The sequence below is a fragment of the Rhodovulum sp. FJ3 genome (assembly GCF_032918305.1).
In the GTDB taxonomy this organism is placed as follows: Bacteria; Pseudomonadota; Alphaproteobacteria; order Rhodobacterales; family Rhodobacteraceae; genus SAT37.
The window spans coordinates 84,682-109,352 of record NZ_JAWJUU010000004.1 but is presented as its reverse complement, the minus strand read 5'-3'; the positions used below and the strand labels follow the sequence as shown (position 1 = coordinate 109,352).

Here is a 24,671-nt window from a genome sequence, read left to right as displayed (position 1 = left end):
GCGGGATTAATACTCGGGCTCGCGCTCGTCCGATTGCCACGCCTTTGCAAGGTTGCCAAAGCGCGTGAACTGCGCCTCGAACGACAATTCGACCGTGCCGATGGGGCCGTGACGCTGTTTGCCAATGATGACCTCGGCCTTGCCGTGCAGACGTTCCATGTCCTGCATCCATGTCGCCATGGCCTCGGCGTTGTGCTCATCCGGTTTTTCACGTTCGCGGTAGTATTCGCCACGATACACGAACAGCACACAGTCGGCGTCCTGTTCGATCGAGCCCGATTCCCGCAGGTCCGACAGCTGGGGCCGTTTGTCGTCTCGGCTTTCGACCTGACGCGACAGCTGGGACAGGGCGATGACGGGGATGTTCAATTCCTTGGCAATCGCCTTCATCCCCATCGAGATTTCCGCGATCTCGTTCACACGGTTATCGGCGGTCCCGCGACAGAGCTGCAAATAGTCGATGATCAGAACGTCCAGACCGTGCGTCCGTTTCAGACGCCGCGCGCGCGCTGCAAGCTGGCTGATCGGCAGGGCGGGCGTGTCGTCGATGAACAGAGGGCAGGCCTCAAGCTGTTTCGCGGCCTCGACAAAGCGGCGGAACTCGGCCTCGGTCATGTCACCCTGACGGATCTTGTGCGACGAGATTTCCGACGCCTCGGCCAGAATACGACCGGCCAACTGCTCGGCGCTCATCTCAAGGCTAAAGAAGCCGACCACGCCACCATCCACCGCGCCCTCGGACCCGTCGGGTTTCATTCCACGCTTATAGGCCTTGGCGACGTTATAGGCGATGTTGGTCGCAAGCGAGGTTTTCCCCATCGACGGACGACCGGCAAGGATCAAAAGGTCGGACGGATGCAGACCGCCCAGTTTCTTGTCGAGGTCGATCAGGCCCGTGGACAGACCCGCCATGCCGCCACCACGCTGATAGGCGGTGTTGGCGACGTTGACGGCCTCGGTCACGGCCTTGAGGAAGGATTGGAAACCGCTCTCGGACTGGCCTTCTTCGCCCAGCTTATAGAGGGCCTGTTCGGCGGCGACGATTTGTTCCTTGGGCTCGTCACTGACGTTCACATCCGTGGCGCGGTCGGAAATGCTGCGCCCCAGATTGATCAACTCGCGCCGGATCGCCAGATCATAGAGCATCTGGGCATAGTCGCGCGCGGCAAAGGACGAAATCGCGGCCCCCGCCAGACGGGCCAGGTAGGCCGTGCCGCCCAGTTCTTTCAGACCCTCGTCATCCTCCAGAAAGGTTTTCAACGTGACGGGGCTGGCCAGCGTGTTTTTCTGGATGCGCGACGCGGCGATCTCAAAGATGCGGGCGTGCACGGGTTCATAGAAATGCTGGGGTTTGATGATTGCGGCAATGCGGTCGAACACGTCGTTGTTCGTCAGGATCGCACCCAGCAGTTGCTGTTCCGCCTCGATGTTGTGGGGAACCGTGTCTACTTGGGTCTCTGCCTGTGGTGCATCTGTGTTTTCGGAGGCGTTGATCGCCGCAATCTCGTTCATCGTTAACCCCTGTCACCGTAGGCAATGGGTATAGGCAATCCCCTGCGCACAGCGCAAATTGTATAAGTCTGTGGATAATTTGTGGATCGCCGTTTTCATCACGATCTTGCGGCATTCAGGACGTTGCCGTCAATATTTGGGGTTAGGGCGGCAAAAAATCCGCCCCAGCCCCGATCGGTATGGGCGTTATTTCGCCATCCGCTCTTCTTGCCACGCGCGCGGCGCCTTGAGAAAGCGCTCAACCTCGTCCAGCGTCTCAGAATCAAACGCGGCCTGTGCCTTGGCCTCGGCCAGAACGTCCCACCATGTGCACAGGTGATGCAGTTCCACGCCATGCTCGGCCAGACGTTCGGTCGTGCCTTCAAAGATGTCATAGTAGAACACCACGGCCGTGTGCCCACAGGCCGCGCCGGTTTCGCGGATCGCGTCCACAAACGACAGCTTGGACCCGCCATCGGTCGTCAGATCCTCGACCAGCAGAACGCGCTGGCCCTCGGTCATTGCGCCCTCGATGCGGGCGTTTTTGCCATAACCCTTGGGCTTTTTACGGACATAGGTCATCGGCAGGGCCATACGTTCGGCCACCAGCGCGGCAAACGGGATGCCTGCGGTTTCACCACCGGCGATGTTGTCGAACGCCTCAAGACCCGCGTTGCGCATCACGGTGACGGCCATGAAATCCATCAGGGTGCTGCGGATACGCGGAAAGCTGATCAGCTTGCGGCAATCGATATAGCTGGGCGAGGGCAGACCAGAGGCCAGTGTGAACGGCTCTTTGGTGTTGAAATTCACCGCGCCGATTTCCAGCAGCATCCGTGCGCTGAGGCGGGCGATTTCTTCTTTGGAGGGGTAGGACGTCGGGATCATCGGGAAATCCTTATTCGTTATGCGGGGTCAGTCGACCCGCCAGTGCAGCGGGAAACCGGGGTCGAACACGGTCACGGGACCGGCGCCGGTTTCGATTTTCTCGGGATAGGTGACGGGATCGCCCTTGGTCAGGGTGATCGTGTCGGCATTGGGGTTCAGGCCGTAGAACGCGGGTCCATTCAGGCTTGCAAACGCTTCCAGCTTGTCCAGCGCGCTAGCGGTCTCAAACACCTCGGCCAGACAGGACATGGTGTTGGTCGCCGTGAAACAGCCCGCACAGCCACAGGCGTTTTCCTTGAGCGGGTCGATGTGCGGCGCACTGTCGGTGCCAAGGAAGAAACGGGAATCGCCACTGGTCGCGGCCTCAAGCAGGGCCAAACGGTGGCTCTCACGCTTGGCGACGGGCAGGCAGTAGTAATGCGGTTTGATCCCGCCAACCAAGATGTGGTTGCGGTTGATGATCAGGTGGTGCGTCGTGATCGTCGCGCCCAGATCGTCCCCTTGGGAACGGGCATAGGCCACGCCGTCGGCGGTCGTGATATGTTCCATCACCACGCGCAAACCGGGCGTCGCGCGGCGGATCGGATCCAACACGCGGTCGATGAACACGGCCTCGCGGTCAAAGATGTCGATGTCCGCGCTGGTCACCTCGCCATGCACGCACAGGGGCAGGCCGATCTCGGCCATTTTTTCCAGCACGCCCCGTACGTTATCGAAATTCGTCACCCCACTAGCCGAGTTCGTCGTGGCCCCTGCGGGATAGAGCTTGACCGCACTGATCAACCCGTCCGCATGGGCACGTGCAACGTCCTCGGGGTCGGTGTTTTCGGTCAGATACAGTGTCATCAGCGGCGTGAACGACGCGCCCTCGGGCATGGCGGCCATGATGCGGTCGCGATAGGCGGCGGCGTCCGTGCTTGTGACAACAGGGGGCACAAGGTTCGGCATGATGATGGCGCGACCAAAATGGCGGGTGGTTTCCGGCAAAATACCGGTCAGCATCTCACCGTCGCGCAGATGCAAATGCCAGTCGTCCGGGCGGGTAATGGTCAATGTCTGGGTCATGGGTGTCGCGTTACACAATCGCGCAGCTTTAGGCCAGTACCTTTGCATTTCGACGCCCAAATGCGCCTCTTGCGGGCGTGATTAAAAAATAGGCGATGGCGGTGATTTTCGACGCAGTTCGCGGAAAATTCCGGCGGGAAATGTTGTGCGGGTCGGGTTCTTCTGCGTTTTCTGTCGGTCAAGGATATGAGTCTGTTGATGCTGGACGCCACAAAAATAAGCACCCCTGTAATGCAGCGCACCCGAGGTCGGGCCCGCGTGCATCTGGCCGCGACGCCGAACGGCGCGAAGCTGGCCGGATTGCACCAGTCCGGATCGGGCAAGGCGATGCTGCCCAAGGTGCATGATCCCGTGCCCGAGGTGGTGTTTCTGAACACCGCCGGTGGTCTGACGGGGGGCGACCGGTTGGACTATGCGGTGACGGTAGACGCCGGTGGCCGCGCGGTTGCCACGTCCCAAACCGCCGAGCGTGCCTATGCAGCCGTGTCAGGCGAGGCCGAGGTCGATGTGCACCTGTCCGTCGGGGCGGAGGGGCATCTGGATTGGCTGCCACAGGAAACAATCCTGTTCGAGCGTTGTTCTCTGCGCCGTCACACGCGCGTCGATTTGCAGGGCGACGCCAGTATCCTGATGGTCGAGAGCGTGGTTCTGGGCCGCGCCGCCATGGGCGAAACCCTGAGCGAAATCAATTTCCACGACACCCGCACGATCACGCGCGATGGCGTTGTGATCCTGCACGAACCCGTGGGCCTTTCGGCCTATGACCTGACCACCGGTGCCGCCGGCCTGAACGGATCGCGCGCCTTTGCGACCGTGATCCTGGCCGCGCCGAACGCGCCCGACCGTGTGGAGCAAATCCGCGCGCTGACCTTGCCCGATGGGGTGGCGTGGGGCGTTTCAGGTTGGGACGGGAAATGCGTTATGCGCCTGATGGCGGCGGATGCGACGCCGTTGCGTCGGGCCCTTTATCAAACACTAACAACCTTGCGGGGCCGTCAAATGCCCCGCGTCTGGCAAATTTGAGGAGCGGGAATGAACCTGACCCCACGCGAAAAAGACAAGCTCTTGGTCAGTCTGGCCGCCATGGTGGCGCGCAACCGGCTAGAGCGCGGCGTGAAACTGAACCACCCCGAGGCGATTGCCCTGATCACGGATTACGTGGTCGAGGGCGCGCGCGACGGGCGCAGTGTGGCCGATCTGATGGAGGCGGGCGCAACGGTTGTGCGCGCCGATCAGTGCATGGACGGCATTCCCGAACTGATCCACGAAGTTCAGGTCGAGGCCACCTTTCCCGACGGCACCAAGCTTGTGACCGTCCACCATCCCATTCGTTAATTCGCTAAGTCAGGAGAACATAAAAATGCGCAAACTGGCGACACTCATCACCGCAGGGATCACCGTTTCGGGCCCCGCTTTTGCCCATTCCGGCATGCACCTGCACCCGCACGGGATTGATGCGGCCATGGTCGCACTGGTTGCTTCGGTCTTTGCCGTGGCGGGCACCATGGTGGCCATCAAGGTGCGCAGCAAATGATCCCGGGCGAGGTCATCACGGCCCCCGGGGACATCACCCTGAACGAAGGTGCTGAGGCGGTTACACTCACCGTTTCCAACACCGGCGACCGGCCCGTTCAGGTCGGCAGCCACTATCATTTCGCCGAAACCAACAGCGCGCTCAGCTTTGACCGCGAGGCCGCGATGGGGATGCGGCTGGACATTGCGTCGGGCACCGCTGTGCGTTTCGAACCCGGGCAAACCCGCGATGTCACGTTGGTGCCATATGGCGGGGACAGAAAGATTTTCGGATTTAACCAGCAAGTCATGGGGGCGCTCTAGGACGAACGGCACCCCCATGCCGTAAACAGGAGTAACTGAAATGGTCTGTGTTCCAGCACCGGGATTTATGGTCCCGACGCAACCCTATGTCGCCGCCACCCGTATGTGGGCGCAAGGCGTCGAAACCCAATTGACGATCATGCGCAGCTTTTACGATCTGGCCAAGATTGCGAACCCGTTTCTTCCTGTGATGTCGCCCGAGAAAATCGCGGCCCACACGCCCAAACCGCGTCCCGCGCCGCGCAAACGTGCCGCCTCTAAACCCAAGGCGAAACCTAAACCGGTGGCCAAAGTCGCGGCCCCTAAACCAGTGGCTAAGGTTGCGGAACCCAAGCCCGCGCCCAAGCCCGCCGTGGCTCCCGCGCCGAAACCCGCGGCCGCACCTGTGGCCAAAACCGTAGCGCCTGAACCGGCCCCCGCACCCGCACCCAAACCGGCGGCGAAACCGGCAGCCAAGGCCGCTACTGCAACGAAAAAGACCGCGGCATCCAAACCTGCCGCCCCCGCAAAACCACAACGGCGAAAGCGCAAAGCGCCCACCAAGCCGGAACAGCCGTTCAAGGACTGAGGTACATCAATGCCCGCAAAGATATCTCGCGCAACATATGCCGACATGTATGGCCCGACCACGGGTGATAAGGTTCGACTTGCCGACACCGATCTGATCATCGAGGTCGAAAAGGACCTGACCACCTATGGCGAAGAGGTCAAATTCGGTGGCGGCAAGGTGCTGCGCGACGGTATGGGCCAGTCACAGGTCCCGCGCGCAGGCGGGGCCGTGGATACGGTGATCACCAACGCCCTGATCGTGGATGCGACCGGTATCTATAAGGCCGATATCGGCCTCAAAGACGGTGTGATCCACAAGATCGGCAAGGCCGGTAACCCCGACACCCAGTCGGGCGTCGACATCATCGTCGGTCCGGGGACCGAGGCCATCGCGGGCGAGGGGCGGATCATCACCGCCGGTGGTTTTGACAGCCACATCCATTTCATCTGTCCGCAACAGATCGACGACGCGCTGCATTCGGGTATCACCACGATGCTGGGCGGGGGCACGGGCCCTGCGCACGGCACGCTGGCCACGACCTGTACGCCTGGTGAATGGCACATCAGCCGCATGATGCAGGCGCTGGACGCGTTTCCGATGAACTTTGGTCTGTCGGCCAAGGGCAACGCCAGCCAGCCCGCCGCCCTGATCGAGATGGTCAATGCAGGCGCCTGCGCGATGAAGCTGCACGAAGATTGGGGCACGACCCCCGGTGCGATTGATTGCTGTTTGTCCGTGGCCGATGACATGGATGTTCAGGTGATGATCCACACGGATACCCTAAACGAGAGCGGCTTTGTCGAAAACACTGTCGATGCGATCAAGGGCCGGACCATCCACGCCTTTCACACCGAAGGTGCGGGCGGCGGCCACGCGCCCGACATCATCAAGGTCGTGGGCGAAAACAACGTCCTGCCCAGTTCCACCAACCCGACGCGGCCCTATACGGTCAACACGTTGGAGGAACATCTGGACATGCTGATGGTGTGCCACCATCTGGACAAATCCATCCCCGAGGACGTCGCATTCGCCGAAAGCCGCATCCGCAAGGAAACCATCGCGGCCGAGGATATCCTGCACGATATGGGCGCGTTCTCGATCATCGCGTCCGACAGTCAGGCCATGGGCCGCATCGGTGAGGTGATCATCCGCACGTGGCAAACCGCCCATAAGATGAAGGTTCAGCGCGGCCGCCTGTCCGATGAGACCGGCGATAACGACAACGTCCGTGTGAAACGCTATATCGCGAAGTACACGATCAACCCCGCGATTGCGCATGGTCTGAGCACCCATATCGGCACAATCCAAGAGGGCAAGCGTGCCGACCTGGTGATGTGGTCGCCCGCGTTCTTTGGGGTAAAACCCGAGATGGTTCTGATGGGTGGTTCGATCGTCGTGGCCCAGATGGGCGATCCCAACGCGTCGATCCCCACGCCCCAGCCGGTCTATACCCGTCCAATGTTCGGGGCTTTTGGTCGTTCTGTCGAGAAATCGTCGGTCCTGTTCGTGTCCCAAGCGGCCCAAGCCGCCGGTGTCGGCGCGAAAATCGGCCTGCGCAAGGACACGCTGGCCGTGGAAAACACCCGCAATATCGGCAAATCGGACATGGTGATGAACGCCATGCTGCCCGAGATTGAGGTGAACCCGGAAACCTATGAGGTGCGGGCGAATGGTGAGTTGCTGACCTGTGAGCCGGCCACCGAATTGCCCATGGCCCAGCGGTACTTTATGTTCTGATCCGGTGTGGCATTTCGGGCAAGCGACCGCCTGAAATGCCACCCGACCATTTGCGGGCTTGATTTTGCTGCGGCGCAGCATTTAGCCTGAGTGCAGGGAGGAACCACAGAAATGAGGTTCCGAAATGCAAGATCCATCTTTTTCCGTCGTACAACAGCAACTTGATCTCGTGCTCAGCAATATGGGATTCGGGTTCAACCCGTATCTGGAATGCTGCGCCGCGCTAGAGGCGTTCAACCGTCTGGATGAACTGTCCGATGCCGACCTGTCGCGGCTGGGCCTGCGGCGTGAACAGATTGCCGAATATGTGGCCGCCCATATCGGCACGGGCCTGCGCGCCGTTCAATAACCTATGTGCAACGAAAAAGGCCGGGGAAATCCCCCGGCCTTTGATCTGTTATCGTGCTGCGATCACTCGCGATTGCCAAGGAACTGCAGCAGGAACATAAACAGGTTGATGAAGTCCATGTAGAGGTTCAGCGCACCCATGATCGCCGATTTCTGCAGCCACTCGCTATCCATCGCGTGGGCGTGTTGCAGGTAATCGACCTTGATCTTCTGGGTGTCATAGGCGGTCAGACCGGCAAAGATCAGAACACCCAGAACCGACACCGCGAACGCAATCGCGGGCGAGCCGAGGAAGATGTTGATGATCGACGCGACCAGAATACCCACCACACCCATGATCAGGAACGAACCCCAACCCGAGATGTCTTTTTTCGTGGTATAGCCCCACAGCGACAGCGACGCGAAGGCGATCGAGGTCACGACAAAGGTTTGCGCGATCGAATAGCCGGTGAACGCAAGGAAGATCCAGCTGATCGACAGGCCCATCGCGGCGGCGAACGCATAAAAGAACAGCTGAGCGCCAGCAGCCGACAGACGGTTGATCGCCGCGCCGAACGCGAACACCATGCCCAGCGGCAGGAACATCGCGACCCAGCCAAGGATCGTCATCTGACCGGTTTGGACGTCACGGAAGATGCTGATCAATGCGGGCGAGGTGCCCACAGCCCAAGCAACAAGTGCCGTCACCAAGAGACCCACGGACATAGTGCCGTAGACCTTGTTCATGTGCGCGCGAAGACCTTCGTCAATCTGCGCGGTGCGGACACCCGCCTGACCGGCGCGGATTGTGTTGAAGTCAGCCATTAAGATGCCTCCAGTTGAAAATAACCTGATGCGCCCGCGGAATACGGACGCCTTCAGGCCATAATATCGGTAAGCAAAGGCAAGATTTCAAGGAAATCCGACTCGGGTTTGCTATATATTTGATGTCACTTTTAGACGCAGGGAACGTCAAACATGTGACGGCGCGCTTCGGCCTCTGCCTGTTCGACGCTAAGGCCGATGTCGGACAGTTGCGACGGCGTCAGGCGCGACAGGGCGCGGCGCTGGGCGCGGACGTTCAGGCGATAGGTGATCCCGGCAAGGACGGAAGACGTGCCAAGGCGGGGATGGCAGATGAGTTTTTGTGCAAGTGCAGTCATGGGTGCAATCCTTCATGTTTTGTGATGCATGTGTTGGCGTCGATCTCTTGTGCTAATGAATAAAGGATCGTACATTCATAACTCAAACGAATGTTTATTATGTGATACATCAGGATTTGTGATATGGCGCGAAATCTGGACATAACGGCCCTGCGGTCTTTTGTGGCTGTGGCGGATGCGGGCGGGGTCACGCGGGCGGCGGGGTTTCTGAACCTGACGCAATCGGCGGTCTCGATGCAGATCAAGCGCCTTGAAGAGATGTTGCAGGTCAAACTGTTGAACCGCGTCTCGCGCACGGTGACCCTGACGCCCGAAGGCGAACAGTTGCTCAGCTATGCGCGCCGTATTCTAGAGATGAACGATGAGTTGCTGGCGCGCCTGACCGCCCAAGAGTTTGAGGGCAGCATCACCTTGGGTGTGCCCCATGACATCGTCTATCCGGTGGTGCCCGAGGTTCTGCGCCGGTTTAACGAGGAATTTCCGCGCGTCGAGGTCAAGCTGTTGGCGTCCTACACGGGGATCCTGCGCGAACAATTCGGGCGGGGCGAGGTCGATCTGATCCTGACCACCGAGAACGAGTTGCGCGAGGGCGGCGAGATGCTGGTCGAGGTGCCTTTGACTTGGGTCGGGGCCATTGGCGGCAAGGCATGGCAGGCGCGTCCGCTGCGCCTTGCGTTTGAGCCCAATTGCCGGTTCCGTGGTGTCGCACTTGCCGAACTCGACAAGGCGGGTATCGAATGGGAGATGCTGATCCAGGACGAGAGCGAGCGCGTGATTGAGGCCTCAATCAGTGCCGATCTGGCCATCCACGCGGTTCTGGAGGGGGCCGAGGGACGCAACTGCGCACGGGTTCAGGACAACGGCGCATTGCCCCGTCTGCCGATGACGATGATCAACATGTATATGTCCAAGGTCACGCGCGGCCCTCTGACCCTGCGTTTGGCCGAACTGATGCGCGAGGGCTATATGAAAAACGCCCGCGGGGCGGTTGGCACACCGTCACATGCGAATGACGATTTTGCCAGTCGACCGGCGCGTGCGGAGCACCTCTAGGGCCTCATTCGCGTCTTCAAGGGCAAAGCGGTGGCTGATGTGCGGTTTCAACCCGCCCTCTGCAAACCACGAAAACAGCTTGGCCATACTGTCGGTCAAAACGGCGGGGCGGAATTTCAGATAGCCGCCCCAGTAAAGGCCCAGAACCGAGATGTTTTTGACCAGCATATGGTTCGCGGCAATCGGGGGGACCTCGCCGCTTGCAAACCCGATGACAAGGATGCGCGCCTCGGGGTTGCAGGCGCGGAACGCCGCCTTGAACTGATCGCCGCCAATCGGGTCATAGACCACATCCGCGCCGCCAAGGGCCTTGACCGTTTCACGGATGTCTTGGGTTTCGCTGTCGATCAGGTGATCGGCACCGGCGGCCTTGGCCACGGCCAGCTTTTCCGGACCGCGCGCACAGGCGATGACGGTTGCGCCCATTCGCTTGCCGATCTCGACGGCGGTCAGACCCACACCGCCGGCTGCGCCCAGCACCAACAGGGTCTCGCCCGGCTGTAACTGTGCCTTGTGCTCAAGGGCGACGTGGCTGGTGCCATAGGCGATCTGAAAGGCGGCGGCCTCTTCAAAACTCATCGAATCCGGCATCTCGACACAACGATCAGACGGGAAACAGCCATATTCCGCCAAACCGCCCGAGCCCGCGAACACCGCAACCCGCGTGCCAACGCGACTTTTTTCAACATCTGCGCCGACCTCGACAATCGTCCCGGCCAGTTCCAGACCCAGCGTAAAGGGCGCTTGGGGTGTGTCTTGATATTTCCCTTCAATCATAAGGAGATCGGCGAAATTCAGGCTGCAGGCCGCAATCTGTACAAGGACCTCATTGGCCTTAGGTTGCGGGGTTTGCACATTTGCAATCAGCGGTTTCACGCCAATTTCAGGGACCTGACATACACGCATAGGGTTGCCTCCAAAGTCATTTTCGCGGACCCTATCTGTGGGGATTAGCCATGGCTAGTAGGATTTACGGACTAGTCGTGGCGTAAAATTGAGGGAAGTGAACGTATTCTGCCTCTGGCTGGATCGTGCGCTCGAAAGGAGAGTCAAAAACACATCTAGACCCGTATGAGGCGTCGGATCGTTGACATTGGTTCAACGGGGGTCCTGCGCTATCTTACGCACCTATCGCAGAAAACGCCAATAACGGTGTCATGCCAGTTTCGAGGGTGGTTGGCATGAAGTTTGCCCAAAACGGGCATAATCAGGAGTATATGCATGAAACACCCAGTAGATGTTCATGTCGGAAAGCGGGTTCGGCATCGCCGGTGGATGGTTGGGATGACCCAACAGCAATTGGCCGAGCATGTCGGAATCAAATTCCAACAGATTCAGAAATACGAAACGGGGATGAACCGGGTCAGTGCATCGCGTCTTTGGGATATCGCGGATGCATTGGAAGTGCCTGTATCGTTTTTCTTTGAAGGTCTGGAACGCAAAGGCGAGGAAAAGGCAGCATCGGATTCCGTGCCTGCCGATATTCTGGCCGATAAAGAGGCGTTGGAGCTTGTGCGCTCTTACTACGCCATTCCGGAAAACCAGCGGCGCCGGTTATTTGAATTGGCCCGTGTACTTAGTGACGCCGCCTAAGGCGCTTGACCTCGGCCCTGCCGGTCGATACCGCGGATTTGACGGCGCGCTCACTCGGCGCCGTCAAACTGCGGGGACGACATGACGGCCAATTTTGCACGCGAAGATCTGATTGCAACCGCCCACCGTATGGCTGATGCCGCGCGGGGTGAGACTCTGCGCTATTTCCGTACCGATCACCTGCAGACTGAAAACAAGCTGGATCAGGGGTTTGATCCCGTGACCGTGGCTGACCGCGCCGCCGAACAGGCGATGCGCGCCATTCTGGCCAAGATGCGCCCCGACGACGCCATTCTGGGCGAGGAATTCGGAACCGCCACCGGCACGACCGGCCTGACATGGGTGTTGGACCCGATCGACGGCACCCGCGCCTATATGTCGGGCACGCCGACGTGGGGCGTTCTGATTGCCGTGGGCGACGACACGGGGCCAAAGTTCGGGATTATCGATCAACCTTGGACGCAGGAGCGGTTCATCGGCGGGTTCGGCGTGGCCGAGGTGCAATCGAACCACGGCACATTCCCCCTCAAGACCCGCGCGACGCGGGATCTGGCCGAGGCGACGATTTTCACCACCTTCCCCGAGGTCGGGGATGAGGTTGAGCGCGCGGCGTTCCACACCCTCGCCGCCCAGACGCGCCTGACGCGGTACGGGATGGATTGCTATGCCTATGCCCTGTTGGCGCTGGGTCAGGTTGATCTGGTGGTTGAGGCGGGGTTGCAATCCTATGACATTCAGGCCCCCATCGCCGTGATTGAGGCTGCAGGCGGCATCGTCACCGATTGGAACGGCGGCCCCGCACATAATGGTGGGCGTGTCATTGCCGCTGCCAATCCTGACATCCACGCCGCCGCCCTGAAGGTTCTGCAACAAACGATAGGCTGATCCATGTCCCATGTTCTGATCCAAAAGGCCGACCATCTGTTGCGGATGGATGATGCGGGAACGGAACTGGCGGGCGTGGACATTCGCCTGCGCGACGGGGTGGTGGCCGAGATCGGCCATGACCTCTCCTTTGACGGGGCCGAGGTGGTGAACGGGCGCGGATGCGTCGTGACGCCCGGTTTGGTCAACACGCACCATCATCTCTATCAAACCCTGACCCGCGCGGTGCCGGGGGGACAGGACGCGTTGCTGTTCGGGTGGCTGCAGACGCTCTACCCGATCTGGGCGCGGTTCGGGCCCGAACATATGCGGATTTCCGCGCTGGTCGGCTTGGCGGAACTGGCGCTGTCGGGCTGTACCCTGACGTCGGATCACCTGTACCTGTTTCCGAACGGGTCTCGGTTGGACGATACGATTGATGCGGCACGTGAGATCGGGATGCGCTTTACCCCCACGCGCGGCGCGATGAGCATCGGAGAGAGCGCGGGCGGTCTGCCCCCCGATCATCTGGTCGAGGATGAGGCGGCGATCCTGAACGACTGTATCCGCGTGGTCGATGCGTTCCACGATCCCAATCCCGGCGCGATGGTGCAGGTCGGTATCGCCCCCTGTTCACCCTTTTCGGTCAGTCGCGAGTTGATGCGCGACGCGGCGATTTTGGCGCGGGACAAGGGCGTGCGCCTGCACACCCATCTGGCCGAAAATGACGAGGACGTTGCCTATAGCCTTGCGACATTCGGCTGTTTGCCGGGGGAATATGCGCGCGATCTGGGCTGGACCGGCGATGACGTGTGGCACGCGCATTGTGTGAAACTGAACGCCGACGAAATCGAGTTGTTCGCGCGCACGGGTACGGGCGTGGCGCATTGCCCCTGTTCGAACTGTCGTTTGGGATCGGGGATCGCGCCGGTGCGTGCCATGCGCGACGCCGGTGTACCGGTCGGTTTGGGCGTCGATGGCTCGGCCAGCAACGATGCCGGCAACCTGATCGCCGAGGCGCGTCAGGCGATGTTGCTGCAACGGGTCAGCCAAGGTACCGACGCGATGAGCGCGCGAGAGGCCCTGTTCATCGCGACCCGTGGCGGCGCGCGGGTTCTGGGGCGCGACGATGTCGGGCAAATCACCGTGGGCAAACGCGCCGATGTGGCGATCTGGGATGTGACGGGCGTTGAGACGTCGGGCAGTTGGGACAAGGCCGCCCTGTTGCTGGCGGGTCCGACGCGGGTCAAACACCTGTTTGTTGAGGGCCGTCAGGTCGTGCGCGACGGCCATATCGCGACGGTCGACATGGCCCCCGTTCTGGCGCGGCAAGAGGCATTGGTGAAGGGTCTGATGGCCTGATTATTTCAGGCGCACCCCGCCCACATAGGTCGCCGCAATCGCGCGGTCATCGCCCATCATGATCGTCGGGAACACCGCCTGCCAGATATCGTCGGCGCGCGCGCTGCGCTGGCCGATTGCGGGGGTGCTGGACAGGTCGAGCACGGTCAAATCCGCCTCATACCCGCGTTTCAGGTTCCCGACCCGGTCGCCGCAATGCAGGGTCTGCGCCGATCCCGCCGTCGCCAGCCAAAGTAACGCGGACGGATGCGCCGAGGCATGGCGCAATTGGCCGATCTCATAGGCGGCGGCCATCGTGCGCAGCATCGAAAAGGACGACCCGCCGCCTGTGTCCGTGGCAAGGCCGATGCGGTGCCCCTCATCCATCAGCCCGTCCAGATCGAACAGGCCGGACCCGATAAACGTGTTCGATGTCGGGCAGTGGATCAAACCGGCATGGGCGTCGCGCAGATGCGCGCGTTCCCGCCCCGTCAGGTGGATCGCATGGCCAAACAACGCCCGTTCCCCCAGCAGGCCATAGCGTTCGTACACATCCAGATAATCCCGCGATTCCGGATAGAGGGACGCAACCCATTCGATTTCATCCGTCTGTTCGGACAGATGCGTCTGCATCAGGCAATCGGGATGCTCGGCCCAAAGGGCGCCCAGCGCCTCTAGCTGTTCGGGGGTCGAGGTCGGCGCGAAACGCGGTGTGATGACATATCCGTTGCGCCCCTTTCCGTGCCATTTGCCGATCAACGCCGCACTGTCGTCATAGGCGGATTGCGCGCTGTCCCGCAGGCCCTCGGGGGCGTTTCTGTCCATACAGGTCTTGCCGCCAAACACCCGCATCCCCCGTTTGGTCGCGGCGGTGAAAAGCGCGTCCACGCTGGCCGGATGGATGGTGCAATAGGAACAGACGCTGGTCGTGCCATTGGCGATCAACAGGTCCAGATACCGCGCCGCGATCTCACCGGCATAGTCGGGATCGGCGAACCGCATTTCCTCGGGGAAGGTATAGGTGTTCAGCCAGTCGATCAGGCGTTTGCCCCAGCTGGCGATGATCGCGGTCTGGGGGTAATGCACATGGGCATCCACAAACCCCGCCATGATCAGGTTCTGCCCGTGATCGGTCACCTCGGCCTCGGGATAGGCCAGTCGCATGGCGTCCGCATCGCCCGTGTCCAGAATATGCCCGCCCCGCACAACCACCGCGCCCCGCGAGGTGTGACGCGCCGCATCGGGGCCATCGTGAAACGGGTTGCCGTCAAAGCACAGGGTCTGACCGAGAAGGAGGGAGGTGGTGCTCATGATCTATCCATTCGCGCGGTAATTCGGGTTCAGGCTAGGGGGTAAAATCGCCAAGGTAAATTGCACATGTTGCCCTGTCCCATCCGAACTGGTTCAGCTAAGGTTCGCGCAAACACCAAGACGGCGGGGTGACAATGGCCGAAGACGTTCTCGACCAACCAGAGCACGAAGAAGAAGACTATGCGCTGGATAATCGGATGGTGTCTGCCGTTCGGTTGGCGATTGCGGCTGGCGATTCGGAACGGATTCACGAACTGCTTGACCCGCTGCACGCGGCCGACATCGCCGACATGCTGGAGCAGCTGGACACCGGATCGCGGCGCGAGCTGTTGGTCATGGTGCCGCGCGCCTTTGACGGTGAGGTCCTGTCGGAACTGGATGAGGCGATCCGCGAAGAGGTCATCGCCTTTCTGCCGCATGATTTCCTTGCCGAGGCCGTGCGCGATCTGGACTCGGACGACGTTGTCGACCTTGTCGAGGACCTAGAAGAGCCGCAACAGGCCGCGATCCTTGAGGCGCTAGAGGCCGCCGACCGTGTCGCGGTTGAACAGGCCCTCAGCTATCCGGAATTCTCGGCCGGTCGTCTGATGCAGCGTGAGGTCGTCACGGCCCCCGAACATTGGAGCGTCGGGGACACCATCGATTTCCTGCGCGATACCAAACAGGAACTGCCCGATCAATTCTATCATGTGATCGTTGTCGATCCGCGCCTGAAACCCGTGGGTTATGTGCAACTGGGCAAACTCTTGGCCAGCAAGCGCAGCGCGCCCTTGGTCGAACTGTTCGAGGACAGCTTCCGCACCGTGCCGGTCACCCGCCCCGAGGGCGAGGTCGCCTATGCGTTCAACCAGTATCACCTGATCTCGGTGCCCGTCGTCGATGATGAGGGACGCTTGGTCGGTGTGATCACCATCGATGACGCGATGAACGTTCTGGACGAAGAGCACGAAGAGGACATTCTGCGCCTTGCCGGTGTCGGTGAGAGCAGCCTTGCCGACCGTGTGATCGAAACCACGAAACAGCGGTTCCCGTGGTTGTTCGTGAACCTGATCACCGCGATTTTGGCGTCGCTGGTCATCGCCCAGTTCGAGGCGACGATCGCGCAATTCGTGGCTCTTGCCGTGTTGATGCCGATTGTGGCGTCCATGGGCGGGAACGCGGGCACGCAATCCCTGACCGTTGCGGTGCGCGCCATCGCGACCAAAGACTTGACCGGATCGAACGTCTGGCGGGTTGTGCGGCGTGAGGCGCTGGTCGGTCTGGTGAACGGGACTATATTCGCGGTGATCATGGGGATCGTCGGGGTCCTGTGGTTCGGGACGCCGGTTCTGGGGTTGGTGATTGCCTGTGCGATGGTGATCAACCTTGTGATCGCGGGTCTGGCGGGGATTTTGATCCCTGTGGCCTTGGAAAAGGTCGGGGTTGACCCCGCGCTGGCCTCTGGGGCCTTTGTGACGACTGTGACGGATGTGGTTGGGTTCTTTGCATTTCTTGGACTGGCTGGGGCGTGGCTACTATGAGCATGGATGATTTGAGTTTGGCGAAAAAAGAGGCGCGCAAACGGGCCTTTGCCGCCCGCAAGGAGGCCAAAACGCCCCAAGCGGATGCCGCCGCCGCCTCATCCCTGATCGACGTGCTTGAGGGATTCAGCGACCGCATTATCGCGGGCTATATGCCCATCCGGTCCGAGGTGAACCCCCTGCCCGCGATGAGCGCCTTGGCCCGTAAAAACCGCCTGTGCGTGCCGGTTATTCAGGGCGATGGCCTGCCCCTGTTGTTTCGCGAATGGACGCCCGAGGCCGATATGATTGACGGCCCCTTTGGCGCGTTGGTTCCTGCATCGGGCGCGTTCATAGAGCCCGAAATCCTGATCGTGCCGATGGTGGCCTATGATCCGCGCGGGTTCCGCTTGGGCTATGGCGGCGGGTTTTACGACCGCACGCTGGAACGGTTGCGCGATCTGAACCCGTCTGTTCTGGCCATCGGGTTCGCGTTCGGTGCGCAATGTCTGGACGATGTCCCGCAAGAGCCGACCGATCAGCCGCTGGATATGATCGTAACCGAGGCCGAGGTTCTGCGTCTCTCGCAGGACATGTCCTAGGCGATTGCACCTGATTTTCGCGCCTATCCCTATGGCCCCCTTGCCCCGCCCCGAAATGCGCCCTAGGCAGTGCATATGAAGATACTGTTCCTCGGAGACGTCGTTGGCCGTTCTGGCCGCAATGCCATCATTCAGCACCTGCGCACCCTGCGTGAGGAGTGGAAGCTGGATTTCGTAGTGGTGAATGGCGAAAACGCCACCTCGGGCGCGGGCCTCAGTGGGTCGCACGCCAAGGAACTGCTCGACGCGGGTGCGGATTGCCTGACCCTTGGGGATCACGCGTTTGATCAGCGCGACATGCTGCAATTCATCGAGACCGAACCGCGCATCATCCGCCCCCTGAATTTCGCCAAAAGCGCGCCGGGCCGTGGCGCCCGTGTGTTCGAGGTTCAGGGCGGTCGCCGCATTCTGGTGACACAGGTTCTGGGGCAGGTGTTCATGAAACGCCCGTTTGACGACCCGTTTTCGGCCGTCGATCAGGTTCTGAAGACCACGCCGATGGGCGCGAATATTCAGGCGGCCTTGGTCGATGTGCATTGCGAGGCCACGTCGGAAAAGATGGCGATGGGCCATTGGTGCGACGGACGCGCCAGCATGGTCGTCGGCACCCACACCCATGTGCCCACGGGGGACGCGCAAATCCTGCCCGGTGGGACGGCGTTCCAGACGGATGCGGGCATGTGTGGCGATTACAACTCGGTCATCGGCATGGACAAGGCCGAACCGATGCGCCGCTTTATCACCGGCATGGGCAAGGGGCGGTTCACCCCCGCCAAGGAAGAGGCCACGCTCAGCGGTCTGTACGCCGAAACCGATGATCGCACCGGCAAGGCCAACGTGGTCAAAATGATCCGTTTTGGCGGGCGGCTTGAGCCCTCGACCCCTGTTTAACGGGGCCTGAGACCAAATCGCCGCTTGTTTGCCCCGTGCCAGTCGCTAATGATACGCCGGACGTGAGTAGGCGGAACTGAATGATTGACCTAGCGTTTACCCCGACGACAGAGGCCGTGATGGCCATGCTGGTCGTTGCCGGTATGTTTTTGCTGTTTCTGCGGGAATACTACCCGACCGAGGTCGTGGCCTTGGGTGGGGCGTCGTTGATGCTGGTCCTCGGGATTGTCAGCTATGACCAGGCGCTGACGGTGCTGTCGAACCCCGCGCCATGGACGATTGCCGCGATGTTCGTGGTGATGGCGGGCCTGACGCGGACGGGGGCGCTTGACCGGTTTGTGGGGATGGCCGAACGGATGATCGACCGCGCGCCCATGTTGGGTTTGGCGGGTCTGTTGGGTTTTGTGGTCGTCGCGTCTGCCTTCATGAACAACACGCCCGTCGTGGTGGTGATGATCCCCGTATTTGTGAAACTGTCGCGCAAGCTGAACCTGCCGGTGTCCAAGCTGTTGATCCCGCTGTCTTATGCGTCGATCCTTGGCGGGATGAGCACGCTGATCGGGACCTCGACCAACCTGTTGGTGGACGGTGTTGCACGGGAATCCGGTCTGGAACCCTTTGGGATTTTTGAGGTCACGCCGCTGGCCCTTATTCTGATCGTTTGGGGGATGATCTATCTGCGTCTGGTGGGGAAACGGTTGCTGCCTGATCGTGACAGCATGGCGAACCTGTTGTCTGACCGCAGCCGGATGAAGTTTTTCACCGAGGTCGCGATCCCCGAGGATTCCGAGTTGATCGGACAGCCGGTGATGGACATCGACCTGTTCAAGCGCGAGGGCGTGCGCCTGATCGACGTGTTGCGCGGCGATGCCTCGTTGCGCCGTGATATGAAGAACGTCGAACTGAACCCCGGTGACCGTGTGGTTCTGCGCACCGAGATGACGGAACTTTTGGGTCTCCAGCAGAACCGCAAACTGCGGATGGTGGACAAGCTGTCATCGGTTCAGACCACCACGGTTGAGGCGCTGATCTCACCCGGATGCAAGATGGTTGGCCGGTCCTTGGGCGAACTGCGCTTGCGCCGTCGGTTCGGTGTCTATCCCTTGGCCGTGCATCGCCGGAACCAGAACATCGGGCGTCAGTTGGACGATCTGGTGGTGCGGGTGGGCGATACGCTGTTGCTTGAAGGGGCACCCGAAGATATCCGCCGTCTGTCCGAAGAGATGGAGATGGTCGACATCTCGCAACCGGCCGCGCGCGCCTATCGCCGGTCGCATGTGCCGGTGGCATTGGGCGTTCTGGTGGGGATCGTGGTTCTGGCCGCGCTGGGCGTTGCGCCGATCCTGTTGTTGGCGATGTTTGCGGTGGCGATCCTCTTGCTGACCCGATGCGTGGACAGCGAAGAGGCGTTCAGCGTCATCGACGCCCGTCTGTTGGTTCTGATCCTGTCAATGCTGGTCGTCGGGCGGGGCCTAGAGGCCTCGGGCGCGGTCGAATTGATCGTCGGAAACTTTAGCCCCGTCTTGATGCATCTGCCGCCGTTCCTGTTGATCTGGTCGATCTATTTGCTGACCTCGGTTCTGACGGAATTGGTGACGAACAACGCGGTTGCGGTGGTTCTGACACCGGTGGTGATCGGTCTTGCCGATGCCTTGGGCGTGGATGCCCGTCCGTTGGTGGTGGCGGTGATGATGGCCGCCTCGACCAGCTTTGCCACACCGATCGGATATCAGACCAACACGCTTATCCACGGTCCCGGCGGGTACAAGTTTGCCGACTTTTTACGTGTCGGCATTCCGCTTAACCTAAGCGTAGGTTTGCTTGCCTCGGCGTTGATCCCCTTTATTTGGCCACTGTAAACCATTAGATCGCCCGCAAAGGAGATCACTATGCGACGTTTCGCGATGGGGGCCGGTTTGGCCCTGCTTGCTGGCTGTACGATTGAACCGGGCACGGCGGTGCCGCAATCCGTTTTGGTGCAGGCCGACCGTTTGACCGTGCGGATGAATGACGGCTGGCCCTGTTCGGGGTTCCGCGATGAAACGACCGAAACCGCCACAGGGTGGTCGGGCACGTTGCAGGGGTGTCCGTCGCCCTACCGCTATAACGTGGTTCTGAACGACGATACCAATCCGGTGCGCATCGTGATTGAGGAATTCCTGACCGCGCTGGGCGGCGAGGATATCCTGCAAATGCGGGCAGTGGTCACGATCGACGGCCCCGAGGGCCGCCAATACGTGTTTGCCAGCCCGAATTAATGCACCAACACCGGCCAGAGCGACAGGACCAACAGCGCGGCCATGGTCAAGTTGAACGCCTGCAAATGCCGCGGGTTGGTCAGGATGCGGCGGATCTGTTGGCCCAGCACCGTCCATGTGCTGACACACGGCAGGTTCACCATCCCGAACGCCAGCGCAACCATCAGAACCGATGCCGCGTGGTGGTCGGGCGTGTAATTGGTGATCGCGGTCAGGGCCATCGCCCATGCCTTGGGGTTGACCCATTGGAACAGGGCGGCCTGTGTGAATGTCATGGGCGTCCCGCCCGCCTGTTTGCCGGTTGGCGCGCCCGCGCGGGCGATTTTCCACGCCAACCAGCACAGGTAGATCACGCTGAACACCTTTAGCACCGTATAGGCCACCGGAAAGCGGTCAAACACCTGCACCAAGCCGATCCCGACCAGAACGATCATCACGGTGAACCCGATCCCGATCCCCAACATATGCGGGATCGACCGGCGGAAGCCGAAATTCGCGCCCGATGCCATCAGCATCAGGTTATTGGGCCCCGGCGTGATCGAGGACACAAAGGCAAAGGCAATCAGGGCAGAGAAGAGCTGTATCGTCATAGGCGCAAGATATGCGATAGGGTGCGCAATGAAATTGAGTTTTGTGTGTCAAATTCCTCTGCGATGCAATATAATTCAATCATGGATCGGATTGACGAAAAGATATTGCAAACCCTGTCGGTCAATGGCCGGATCAGTAACCTTGATCTGGCGGATCGGGTGGGGTTGTCGCCCTCGGCCTGTTTGCGGCGTGTTCAGGAACTGGAGCGCAACGGGACCATCACCGGCTATCGCGCGGTTCTGAACCCCGAGGCGACCGGCGTCGGGTTCGTGGCCTATGTGACCGTGGGTCTGTCCGAGCACAGCAAAGCCGCCCAAGAGGGGTTTGAGCGCGCCATGGCACCCCTGCCCGAAGTGCGCGAATGCCACAACATCACCGGCGCGGTGGAATACCTGCTCCGGGTTGAGAGCCGCGATCTGGCCTCCTACAAGCGGTTCCACACAGAACAGCTTGGGGTTTTGCCGCAGGTGCGCCAGATTACAACGCATGTTGTCATGGGCTCACCCAAGGACGAACGCGCCTGATACCTGCCCTTGCCCCGCGCGGTGCTTGAATTTATAGACAGTCCAAGCAAATTCACGAGGTTTCGGAGGCTCCGATGGCAGGTCACTCAAAATGGGCCAATATTCAGCACCGCAAGGGGCGTCAGGACGCAGCGCGCTCTAAGCTGTTTTCCAAGTTTTCCAAAGAGATCACGGTTGCGGCCAAAATGGGCGACCCCGATCCGGAAAAGAACCCGCGTCTGCGTCTGGCCGTAAAAGAGGCCAAGTCGAACTCGATGCCCAAGGACAACATCGAGCGCGCGATCAAAAAGGCGATCGGCGGCGAAGGCGATGCGTTCGAGGAAATCCGTTATGAAGGCTACGGTCCCGACGGTGTTGCCGTCATCGTTGAGGCGATGACCGACAACCGCAACCGCACCGCATCGACCGTGCGCTCGACCTTTACCAAAAACGGCGGGAACCTTGGCGAAACGGGTTCGGTCGCGTTCATGTTCGACCGCAAGGGTCAGGTGACCTATAGCGCCGAGGCGGGCGATGCCGACACCGTCATGATGGCCGCGATTGAGGCCGGTGCCGAAGACGTCGAAAGCTCGGAAGATGGGCACATCATCTGGTGCGCCGATACCGATCTGAACGACGTGTCCAATGCGCTTGAGGCCGAACTGGGTGAATCCGAAACGGCCAAGCTTGTCTGGCGTCCGACGACGACGACCGAGTTGGATCTGGAAGGCGCGCAAAAGCTGATGAAGCTGATCGACGCCCTTGAAGATGACGATGACATCCAACGCGTCACCGCCAACTTTGAGATTTCCGACGACATCATGGAACAGCTGTAATCGCCGCTCCATCCGATTGCCAAAGGCCGCCCCGATCTGGGCGGCCTTTGTCGTTCAGGCGAATTGCCCGTGGCAAAACCACCCCGACGACATGCTGCGCCCATGGGCATAGAACAACCACAGCCGCGCGCCGCCCGTCGTTTCCACCCGCCAGTAATCGCGCGTCCCGCTGCGCCAGTCAGGATCGTCCAGCCACCACTCCGGCGCGATACGTTCGGGGCCGGTGGTGGCCAGCGTCTGGAACGTCTGCCCGCGCCACCGGAACGTGGCGGGCGGTTTCGGTTTGTCCTCGGCGTGGACCGGTTCGGGGCGGCAGATCGTCATGGGGCGCGGTCCCGTCACCATCGGGGGCCAGTCGCCAAAGGGTTCGGACCACGCGGCGGCAAGGGTCTGGAACGTCTTTTCGGGGATATGGCTGTCGCCTGGATGATGGCGGGTCAGTTGGTCCAGCCCGATCCGCGCGCCCAGCCGCCCGATCAGGTCGGGCAGAGCCATATCGTCCTGTTGGCGACGCTCGGCTGCGGCAAGGGCATGGGCGTGACCCGCGTGTTGGGTCGCGTAGACGGGTTCGGTGACATGTGCCTCTAGCCGCAGGCGATCAATCCCGAACCCCGCATCCACATCCCCCATCTTGAGCGCCAGCAGCGGCCGCATCCGTTCGGGGTCATAGGACGGCACGGCAAGCCCGACCTCAATCGTCTGCATGGTGTGATCCGTACGAAACAGTTGCAGCCGCACCCGCCGCGCCCCGTGCCCCTTATCGCGCAGCTTGTCCCCCAGCGGGCCCAGCAACCGATCAAGCCCCGCCATGATGTCATCCTCCAATCCGATCGGGTCGGGTAGGGTCAGGCGTACGGCAAAATTGAACGGCGCGCGGGCAGGGGCCACCGGTTCGGGCACAAGGCCCAATGCCTGATCCAGACGCCGCATCACATCCTGTCCGACCCGCCGTGTCAGGGCTGCGCGGGGCAGGCCGATCATATCACCGATCTTGCGCAGGCCCAGCCGCGCCAGACCCGCCACCGCATCGTCATTCAGCCTGAGTGCCGCGACAGGCAGATCGACCAGTGCCTGCCGCGTCTGGCCGGGGGCGGTGATGTGATGGGCGCGCGTTCCGGGGCCATGTACGTTGGGCGGGGTGCCGCCACGGGTCCAATGGCGGCGTGCGGCGCGCGAGCGTGTGGCGCGGGCCTCTTGCTGAATATCATCGCCCGTGCGGATCGCGGCGGCGGAATGGTGACTGAACCGCGCCAAGGCCCATGCCGCCCCGACCGTATCGGCAATCCCCGCCAGAACCGTGAACCCCAGATCGCCACAGTCGTCCTGAATGCTGTGCAACAGGGCCTCTTCGCCGCCGAACAGATGGGCGCAACCGCTGATGTCCAAGATCAGACCGGCGGGCGCCTCTGCCGCGACCCATGGGGAAAACTTGCCCGCCCACCGCCGCAGCGCGTTCAGTTGCAACTGTTCGGCCTGTGGGTTGGCCAGACGGATATGCGCGGTCGGGCAAATCGCCTGTGCGTCGCGCGCGGTTTGACCGGCCATCAGGCCCGCCTGTTCCGCTTCGGTGTTCAGAGACACGATCACCTGCCGGTTCTTGACGTCCTGCAGCACGACAAGCGGGCCGTCCTCCATCCCCCGTTCCATCCGCATCAAACGCTCTGCGGCCAGACGCGGAAACCACAGGCAAAGGACTCGACGTGCGCGCATATGTTCATCCTTTGTTTGAAAATATCACGCTTGGGTGAGCAGAGTCGAGTCCGCCCCATTGCATCCCCGAATGTTATAGGGTCAGGTCCGATACAGGGAAAAAGGAGCACGATCATGAAACATCTGAAAACGGCTGTTCTACTGGCCGCTGTCGCTTTGGCCGGTCCGGTTCTGGCGCATGGTGACGTCAAGAACCCCGTCGTAAAGATGCGCCATGCCGCGATGAAGGCGATTGCCGACAACACCAAAGTTCTGGGCGAAATGGCCAAGGGTGCGTTGCCGTTCGATGCCGCCAAGGCGCAAGAGGCCGCCGTCGCTATTGCCGCACAGGCCGCGATGACCCCCGCCCTGTTCGAGGACCCGTCGAACACCGACCCCAAGTCCGAGGCCCTGCCGGCGATCTGGGACGATTTCGCGGATTTCACGGCCAAGTCCGACGCGCTGGTCACGGCGGCCGAGGGCGTGGACACCAGTACCCTTGATGGGGTGCGCGCGGGCCTCGGCCAGATCGGTGGCGCATGTAAGGCGTGTCATTCCAAATACCGCGAGTGATCAGCGTCGT

General features: G+C 61.1%; 28 protein-coding genes. 19 read left to right on the top strand and 9 right to left on the bottom strand.

Annotated features, from left to right (window positions below; all coding sequences use genetic code 11):
• Positions 1-6 precede the first annotated feature (6 nt).
• From R1W00_RS12300 to pyrC, 3 genes are all read right to left on the bottom strand, one after another.
• On the bottom strand, positions 7-1,512 hold the full coding sequence (locus tag R1W00_RS12300; RefSeq protein WP_317263048.1) for a replicative DNA helicase: 1,506 nt from the start codon (positions 1,510-1,512) through the stop codon (positions 7-9).
• Between the two features lie 186 nt (positions 1,513-1,698).
• Complete coding sequence (locus tag R1W00_RS12295; protein ID WP_317263047.1) at positions 1,699-2,379, bottom strand: orotate phosphoribosyltransferase; 681 nt, start codon at positions 2,377-2,379, stop codon at positions 1,699-1,701.
• 27 nt (positions 2,380-2,406) lie between these two features.
• The gene (gene pyrC / locus R1W00_RS12290) at positions 2,407-3,444 is read right to left on the bottom strand and encodes a dihydroorotase (RefSeq protein WP_317263046.1); all 1,038 of its coding nucleotides are present in this window, start codon (positions 3,442-3,444) and stop codon (positions 2,407-2,409) included.
• 231 nt (positions 3,445-3,675) lie between these two features.
• On the opposite strand from pyrC, the gene R1W00_RS12285 reads away from it, so the two are divergent.
• From R1W00_RS12285 to R1W00_RS12255, 7 genes are all read left to right on the top strand, one after another.
• Positions 3,676-4,467: an urease accessory protein UreD gene (locus tag R1W00_RS12285; RefSeq protein ID WP_317263045.1), complete on the top strand. Its 792-nt coding sequence runs from the start codon at positions 3,676-3,678 to the stop codon at positions 4,465-4,467.
• A 9-nt stretch (positions 4,468-4,476) separates the two neighbouring features.
• A complete protein-coding gene (locus R1W00_RS12280; protein WP_317263044.1) occupies positions 4,477-4,779 on the top strand; it encodes an urease subunit gamma in 303 nt (100 codons plus the stop codon).
• A 25-nt stretch (positions 4,780-4,804) separates the two neighbouring features.
• Complete coding sequence (locus R1W00_RS12275; RefSeq protein ID WP_317263043.1) at positions 4,805-4,978, top strand: hypothetical protein; 174 nt, start codon at positions 4,805-4,807, stop codon at positions 4,976-4,978.
• Positions 4,975-5,280 carry an urease subunit beta gene (locus tag R1W00_RS12270; protein ID WP_317263042.1) on the top strand — a complete coding sequence of 102 codons (306 nt, stop codon included), beginning with the start codon at positions 4,975-4,977 and terminating at the stop codon, positions 5,278-5,280. The genes R1W00_RS12275 and R1W00_RS12270 overlap by 4 nt, the downstream gene beginning before the upstream one ends.
• Before the next feature lie 40 nt (positions 5,281-5,320).
• Entirely contained in the window at positions 5,321-5,848 is a 528-nt protein-coding gene (locus R1W00_RS12265; protein ID WP_317263041.1) for a hypothetical protein, read from the top strand.
• Between the two features lie 9 nt (positions 5,849-5,857).
• On the top strand, positions 5,858-7,567 hold the full coding sequence (ureC, locus tag R1W00_RS12260; RefSeq protein WP_317263040.1) for an urease subunit alpha: 1,710 nt from the start codon (positions 5,858-5,860) through the stop codon (positions 7,565-7,567).
• A gap of 124 nt (positions 7,568-7,691) precedes the next feature.
• Positions 7,692-7,916, top strand: coding sequence for a hypothetical protein (locus R1W00_RS12255; protein ID WP_317263039.1), 225 nt, complete (start codon positions 7,692-7,694; stop codon positions 7,914-7,916).
• Between the two features lie 62 nt (positions 7,917-7,978).
• Here the strand turns inward: R1W00_RS12255 and R1W00_RS12250 are convergent, their stop codons facing one another.
• Positions 7,979-8,719 (bottom strand): Bax inhibitor-1/YccA family protein, encoded by a 741-nt coding sequence (locus R1W00_RS12250; RefSeq protein ID WP_317263038.1) that lies wholly within the window; start codon positions 8,717-8,719, stop codon positions 7,979-7,981.
• A gap of 131 nt (positions 8,720-8,850) precedes the next feature.
• Positions 8,851-9,057, bottom strand: coding sequence for a DUF1127 domain-containing protein (locus R1W00_RS12245; RefSeq protein ID WP_317263037.1), 207 nt, complete (start codon positions 9,055-9,057; stop codon positions 8,851-8,853).
• 123 nt (positions 9,058-9,180) lie between these two features.
• Here R1W00_RS12245 and R1W00_RS12240 point away from each other — a divergent pair, with 123 nt between their 5' ends.
• Positions 9,181-10,110 (top strand): LysR family transcriptional regulator, encoded by a 930-nt coding sequence (locus R1W00_RS12240; RefSeq protein ID WP_317263036.1) that lies wholly within the window; start codon positions 9,181-9,183, stop codon positions 10,108-10,110.
• Here R1W00_RS12240 and R1W00_RS12235 read toward each other — a convergent pair.
• Positions 10,057-11,016 (bottom strand): NADPH:quinone oxidoreductase family protein, encoded by a 960-nt coding sequence (locus R1W00_RS12235; protein ID WP_317263035.1) that lies wholly within the window; start codon positions 11,014-11,016, stop codon positions 10,057-10,059. The two genes, R1W00_RS12240 and R1W00_RS12235, sit on opposite strands and share 54 nt — an antisense overlap.
• A 315-nt stretch (positions 11,017-11,331) precedes the next feature.
• Here R1W00_RS12235 and R1W00_RS12230 point away from each other — a divergent pair, with 315 nt between their 5' ends.
• The 3 genes from R1W00_RS12230 (at position 11,332) to R1W00_RS12220 (ending at position 13,929) form a co-directional block, all read left to right on the top strand.
• The gene (locus R1W00_RS12230; protein ID WP_317263034.1) at positions 11,332-11,703 is read left to right on the top strand and encodes a helix-turn-helix transcriptional regulator; all 372 of its coding nucleotides are present in this window, start codon (positions 11,332-11,334) and stop codon (positions 11,701-11,703) included.
• 81 nt (positions 11,704-11,784) lie between these two features.
• Complete coding sequence (hisN, locus tag R1W00_RS12225; RefSeq protein WP_317263033.1) at positions 11,785-12,588, top strand: histidinol-phosphatase; 804 nt, start codon at positions 11,785-11,787, stop codon at positions 12,586-12,588.
• A 3-nt stretch (positions 12,589-12,591) separates the two neighbouring features.
• Positions 12,592-13,929, top strand: coding sequence for an 8-oxoguanine deaminase (locus tag R1W00_RS12220; protein WP_317263032.1), 1,338 nt, complete (start codon positions 12,592-12,594; stop codon positions 13,927-13,929).
• On the opposite strand, the gene guaD is transcribed toward R1W00_RS12220, so the two are convergent.
• On the bottom strand, positions 13,930-15,219 hold the full coding sequence (guaD, locus tag R1W00_RS12215) for a guanine deaminase (protein WP_317263031.1): 1,290 nt from the start codon (positions 15,217-15,219) through the stop codon (positions 13,930-13,932).
• A 134-nt stretch (positions 15,220-15,353) separates the two neighbouring features.
• Here guaD and mgtE point away from each other — a divergent pair, with 134 nt between their 5' ends.
• The 5 genes from mgtE (at position 15,354) to R1W00_RS12190 (ending at position 20,469) form a co-directional block, all read left to right on the top strand.
• A complete protein-coding gene (gene mgtE, locus R1W00_RS12210; RefSeq protein WP_317263030.1) occupies positions 15,354-16,739 on the top strand; it encodes a magnesium transporter in 1,386 nt (461 codons plus the stop codon).
• Positions 16,736-17,320 (top strand): 5-formyltetrahydrofolate cyclo-ligase, encoded by a 585-nt coding sequence (locus tag R1W00_RS12205; RefSeq protein WP_317263029.1) that lies wholly within the window; start codon positions 16,736-16,738, stop codon positions 17,318-17,320. Before mgtE ends, R1W00_RS12205 begins: the two co-directional genes overlap by 4 nt.
• A gap of 75 nt (positions 17,321-17,395) precedes the next feature.
• Positions 17,396-18,211 carry a TIGR00282 family metallophosphoesterase gene (locus R1W00_RS12200; RefSeq protein ID WP_317263028.1) on the top strand — a complete coding sequence of 272 codons (816 nt, stop codon included), beginning with the start codon at positions 17,396-17,398 and terminating at the stop codon, positions 18,209-18,211.
• A gap of 80 nt (positions 18,212-18,291) precedes the next feature.
• Complete coding sequence (locus tag R1W00_RS12195) at positions 18,292-20,070, top strand: SLC13 family permease (protein WP_317263027.1); 1,779 nt, start codon at positions 18,292-18,294, stop codon at positions 20,068-20,070.
• A gap of 30 nt (positions 20,071-20,100) precedes the next feature.
• A complete protein-coding gene (locus tag R1W00_RS12190; protein ID WP_317263026.1) occupies positions 20,101-20,469 on the top strand; it encodes a hypothetical protein in 369 nt (122 codons plus the stop codon).
• On the opposite strand, the gene R1W00_RS12185 is transcribed toward R1W00_RS12190, so the two are convergent.
• Positions 20,466-21,059: a LysE family translocator gene (locus R1W00_RS12185; protein ID WP_317263025.1), complete on the bottom strand. Its 594-nt coding sequence runs from the start codon at positions 21,057-21,059 to the stop codon at positions 20,466-20,468. The two genes, R1W00_RS12190 and R1W00_RS12185, sit on opposite strands and share 4 nt — an antisense overlap.
• An 81-nt stretch (positions 21,060-21,140) precedes the next feature.
• Between R1W00_RS12185 and R1W00_RS12180 the strand changes: the two genes are divergently transcribed.
• Both R1W00_RS12180 and R1W00_RS12175 read left to right on the top strand, forming a co-directional pair.
• Positions 21,141-21,584, top strand: a complete 444-nt coding sequence (locus tag R1W00_RS12180; RefSeq protein ID WP_317263024.1) for an Lrp/AsnC family transcriptional regulator — start codon at positions 21,141-21,143, stop codon at positions 21,582-21,584.
• A 74-nt stretch (positions 21,585-21,658) separates the two neighbouring features.
• Positions 21,659-22,399 (top strand): YebC/PmpR family DNA-binding transcriptional regulator, encoded by a 741-nt coding sequence (locus R1W00_RS12175; protein WP_317263023.1) that lies wholly within the window; start codon positions 21,659-21,661, stop codon positions 22,397-22,399.
• Between the two features lie 54 nt (positions 22,400-22,453).
• Here the strand turns inward: R1W00_RS12175 and R1W00_RS12170 are convergent, their stop codons facing one another.
• Positions 22,454-24,109 (bottom strand): DNA polymerase Y family protein, encoded by a 1,656-nt coding sequence (locus tag R1W00_RS12170; protein WP_317263022.1) that lies wholly within the window; start codon positions 24,107-24,109, stop codon positions 22,454-22,456.
• Between the two features lie 114 nt (positions 24,110-24,223).
• Between R1W00_RS12170 and R1W00_RS12165 the strand changes: the two genes are divergently transcribed.
• A complete protein-coding gene (locus R1W00_RS12165; protein ID WP_317263021.1) occupies positions 24,224-24,661 on the top strand; it encodes a cytochrome c in 438 nt (145 codons plus the stop codon).
• The last annotated feature ends 10 nt before the right edge of the window (positions 24,662-24,671 follow it).

Coding starts and splice junctions, on each gene's coding strand:
- R1W00_RS12200 (WP_317263028.1), top strand. CDS start 17,396: ATGAAGATACTGTTCCTCGGAGACGTCGTTGGCCGTTCTGGCCGCAAT.
- R1W00_RS12280 (WP_317263044.1), top strand. CDS start 4,477: ATGAACCTGACCCCACGCGAAAAAGACAAGCTCTTGGTCAGTCTGGCC.
- R1W00_RS12175 (WP_317263023.1), top strand. CDS start 21,659: ATGGCAGGTCACTCAAAATGGGCCAATATTCAGCACCGCAAGGGGCGT.
- R1W00_RS12235 (WP_317263035.1), bottom strand. CDS start 11,016: ATGCGTGTATGTCAGGTCCCTGAAATTGGCGTGAAACCGCTGATTGCA.
- R1W00_RS12250 (WP_317263038.1), bottom strand. CDS start 8,719: ATGGCTGACTTCAACACAATCCGCGCCGGTCAGGCGGGTGTCCGCACC.
- pyrC (WP_317263046.1), bottom strand. CDS start 3,444: ATGACCCAGACATTGACCATTACCCGCCCGGACGACTGGCATTTGCAT.
- R1W00_RS12275 (WP_317263043.1), top strand. CDS start 4,805: ATGCGCAAACTGGCGACACTCATCACCGCAGGGATCACCGTTTCGGGC.
- R1W00_RS12205 (WP_317263029.1), top strand. CDS start 16,736: ATGAGCATGGATGATTTGAGTTTGGCGAAAAAAGAGGCGCGCAAACGG.
- guaD (WP_317263031.1), bottom strand. CDS start 15,219: ATGAGCACCACCTCCCTCCTTCTCGGTCAGACCCTGTGCTTTGACGGC.
- R1W00_RS12185 (WP_317263025.1), bottom strand. CDS start 21,059: ATGACGATACAGCTCTTCTCTGCCCTGATTGCCTTTGCCTTTGTGTCC.
- R1W00_RS12180 (WP_317263024.1), top strand. CDS start 21,141: ATGGATCGGATTGACGAAAAGATATTGCAAACCCTGTCGGTCAATGGC.
- R1W00_RS12165 (WP_317263021.1), top strand. CDS start 24,224: ATGAAACATCTGAAAACGGCTGTTCTACTGGCCGCTGTCGCTTTGGCC.
- R1W00_RS12270 (WP_317263042.1), top strand. CDS start 4,975: ATGATCCCGGGCGAGGTCATCACGGCCCCCGGGGACATCACCCTGAAC.
- R1W00_RS12230 (WP_317263034.1), top strand. CDS start 11,332: ATGAAACACCCAGTAGATGTTCATGTCGGAAAGCGGGTTCGGCATCGC.
- R1W00_RS12255 (WP_317263039.1), top strand. CDS start 7,692: ATGCAAGATCCATCTTTTTCCGTCGTACAACAGCAACTTGATCTCGTG.
- R1W00_RS12285 (WP_317263045.1), top strand. CDS start 3,676: ATGCAGCGCACCCGAGGTCGGGCCCGCGTGCATCTGGCCGCGACGCCG.
- R1W00_RS12240 (WP_317263036.1), top strand. CDS start 9,181: ATGGCGCGAAATCTGGACATAACGGCCCTGCGGTCTTTTGTGGCTGTG.
- R1W00_RS12170 (WP_317263022.1), bottom strand. CDS start 24,109: ATGCGCGCACGTCGAGTCCTTTGCCTGTGGTTTCCGCGTCTGGCCGCA.
- R1W00_RS12295 (WP_317263047.1), bottom strand. CDS start 2,379: ATGATCCCGACGTCCTACCCCTCCAAAGAAGAAATCGCCCGCCTCAGC.
- mgtE (WP_317263030.1), top strand. CDS start 15,354: ATGGCCGAAGACGTTCTCGACCAACCAGAGCACGAAGAAGAAGACTAT.
- R1W00_RS12190 (WP_317263026.1), top strand. CDS start 20,101: ATGCGACGTTTCGCGATGGGGGCCGGTTTGGCCCTGCTTGCTGGCTGT.
- ureC (WP_317263040.1), top strand. CDS start 5,858: ATGCCCGCAAAGATATCTCGCGCAACATATGCCGACATGTATGGCCCG.
- R1W00_RS12265 (WP_317263041.1), top strand. CDS start 5,321: ATGGTCTGTGTTCCAGCACCGGGATTTATGGTCCCGACGCAACCCTAT.
- R1W00_RS12245 (WP_317263037.1), bottom strand. CDS start 9,057: ATGACTGCACTTGCACAAAAACTCATCTGCCATCCCCGCCTTGGCACG.
- hisN (WP_317263033.1), top strand. CDS start 11,785: ATGACGGCCAATTTTGCACGCGAAGATCTGATTGCAACCGCCCACCGT.
- R1W00_RS12195 (WP_317263027.1), top strand. CDS start 18,292: ATGATTGACCTAGCGTTTACCCCGACGACAGAGGCCGTGATGGCCATG.
- R1W00_RS12300 (WP_317263048.1), bottom strand. CDS start 1,512: ATGAACGAGATTGCGGCGATCAACGCCTCCGAAAACACAGATGCACCA.
- R1W00_RS12220 (WP_317263032.1), top strand. CDS start 12,592: ATGTCCCATGTTCTGATCCAAAAGGCCGACCATCTGTTGCGGATGGAT.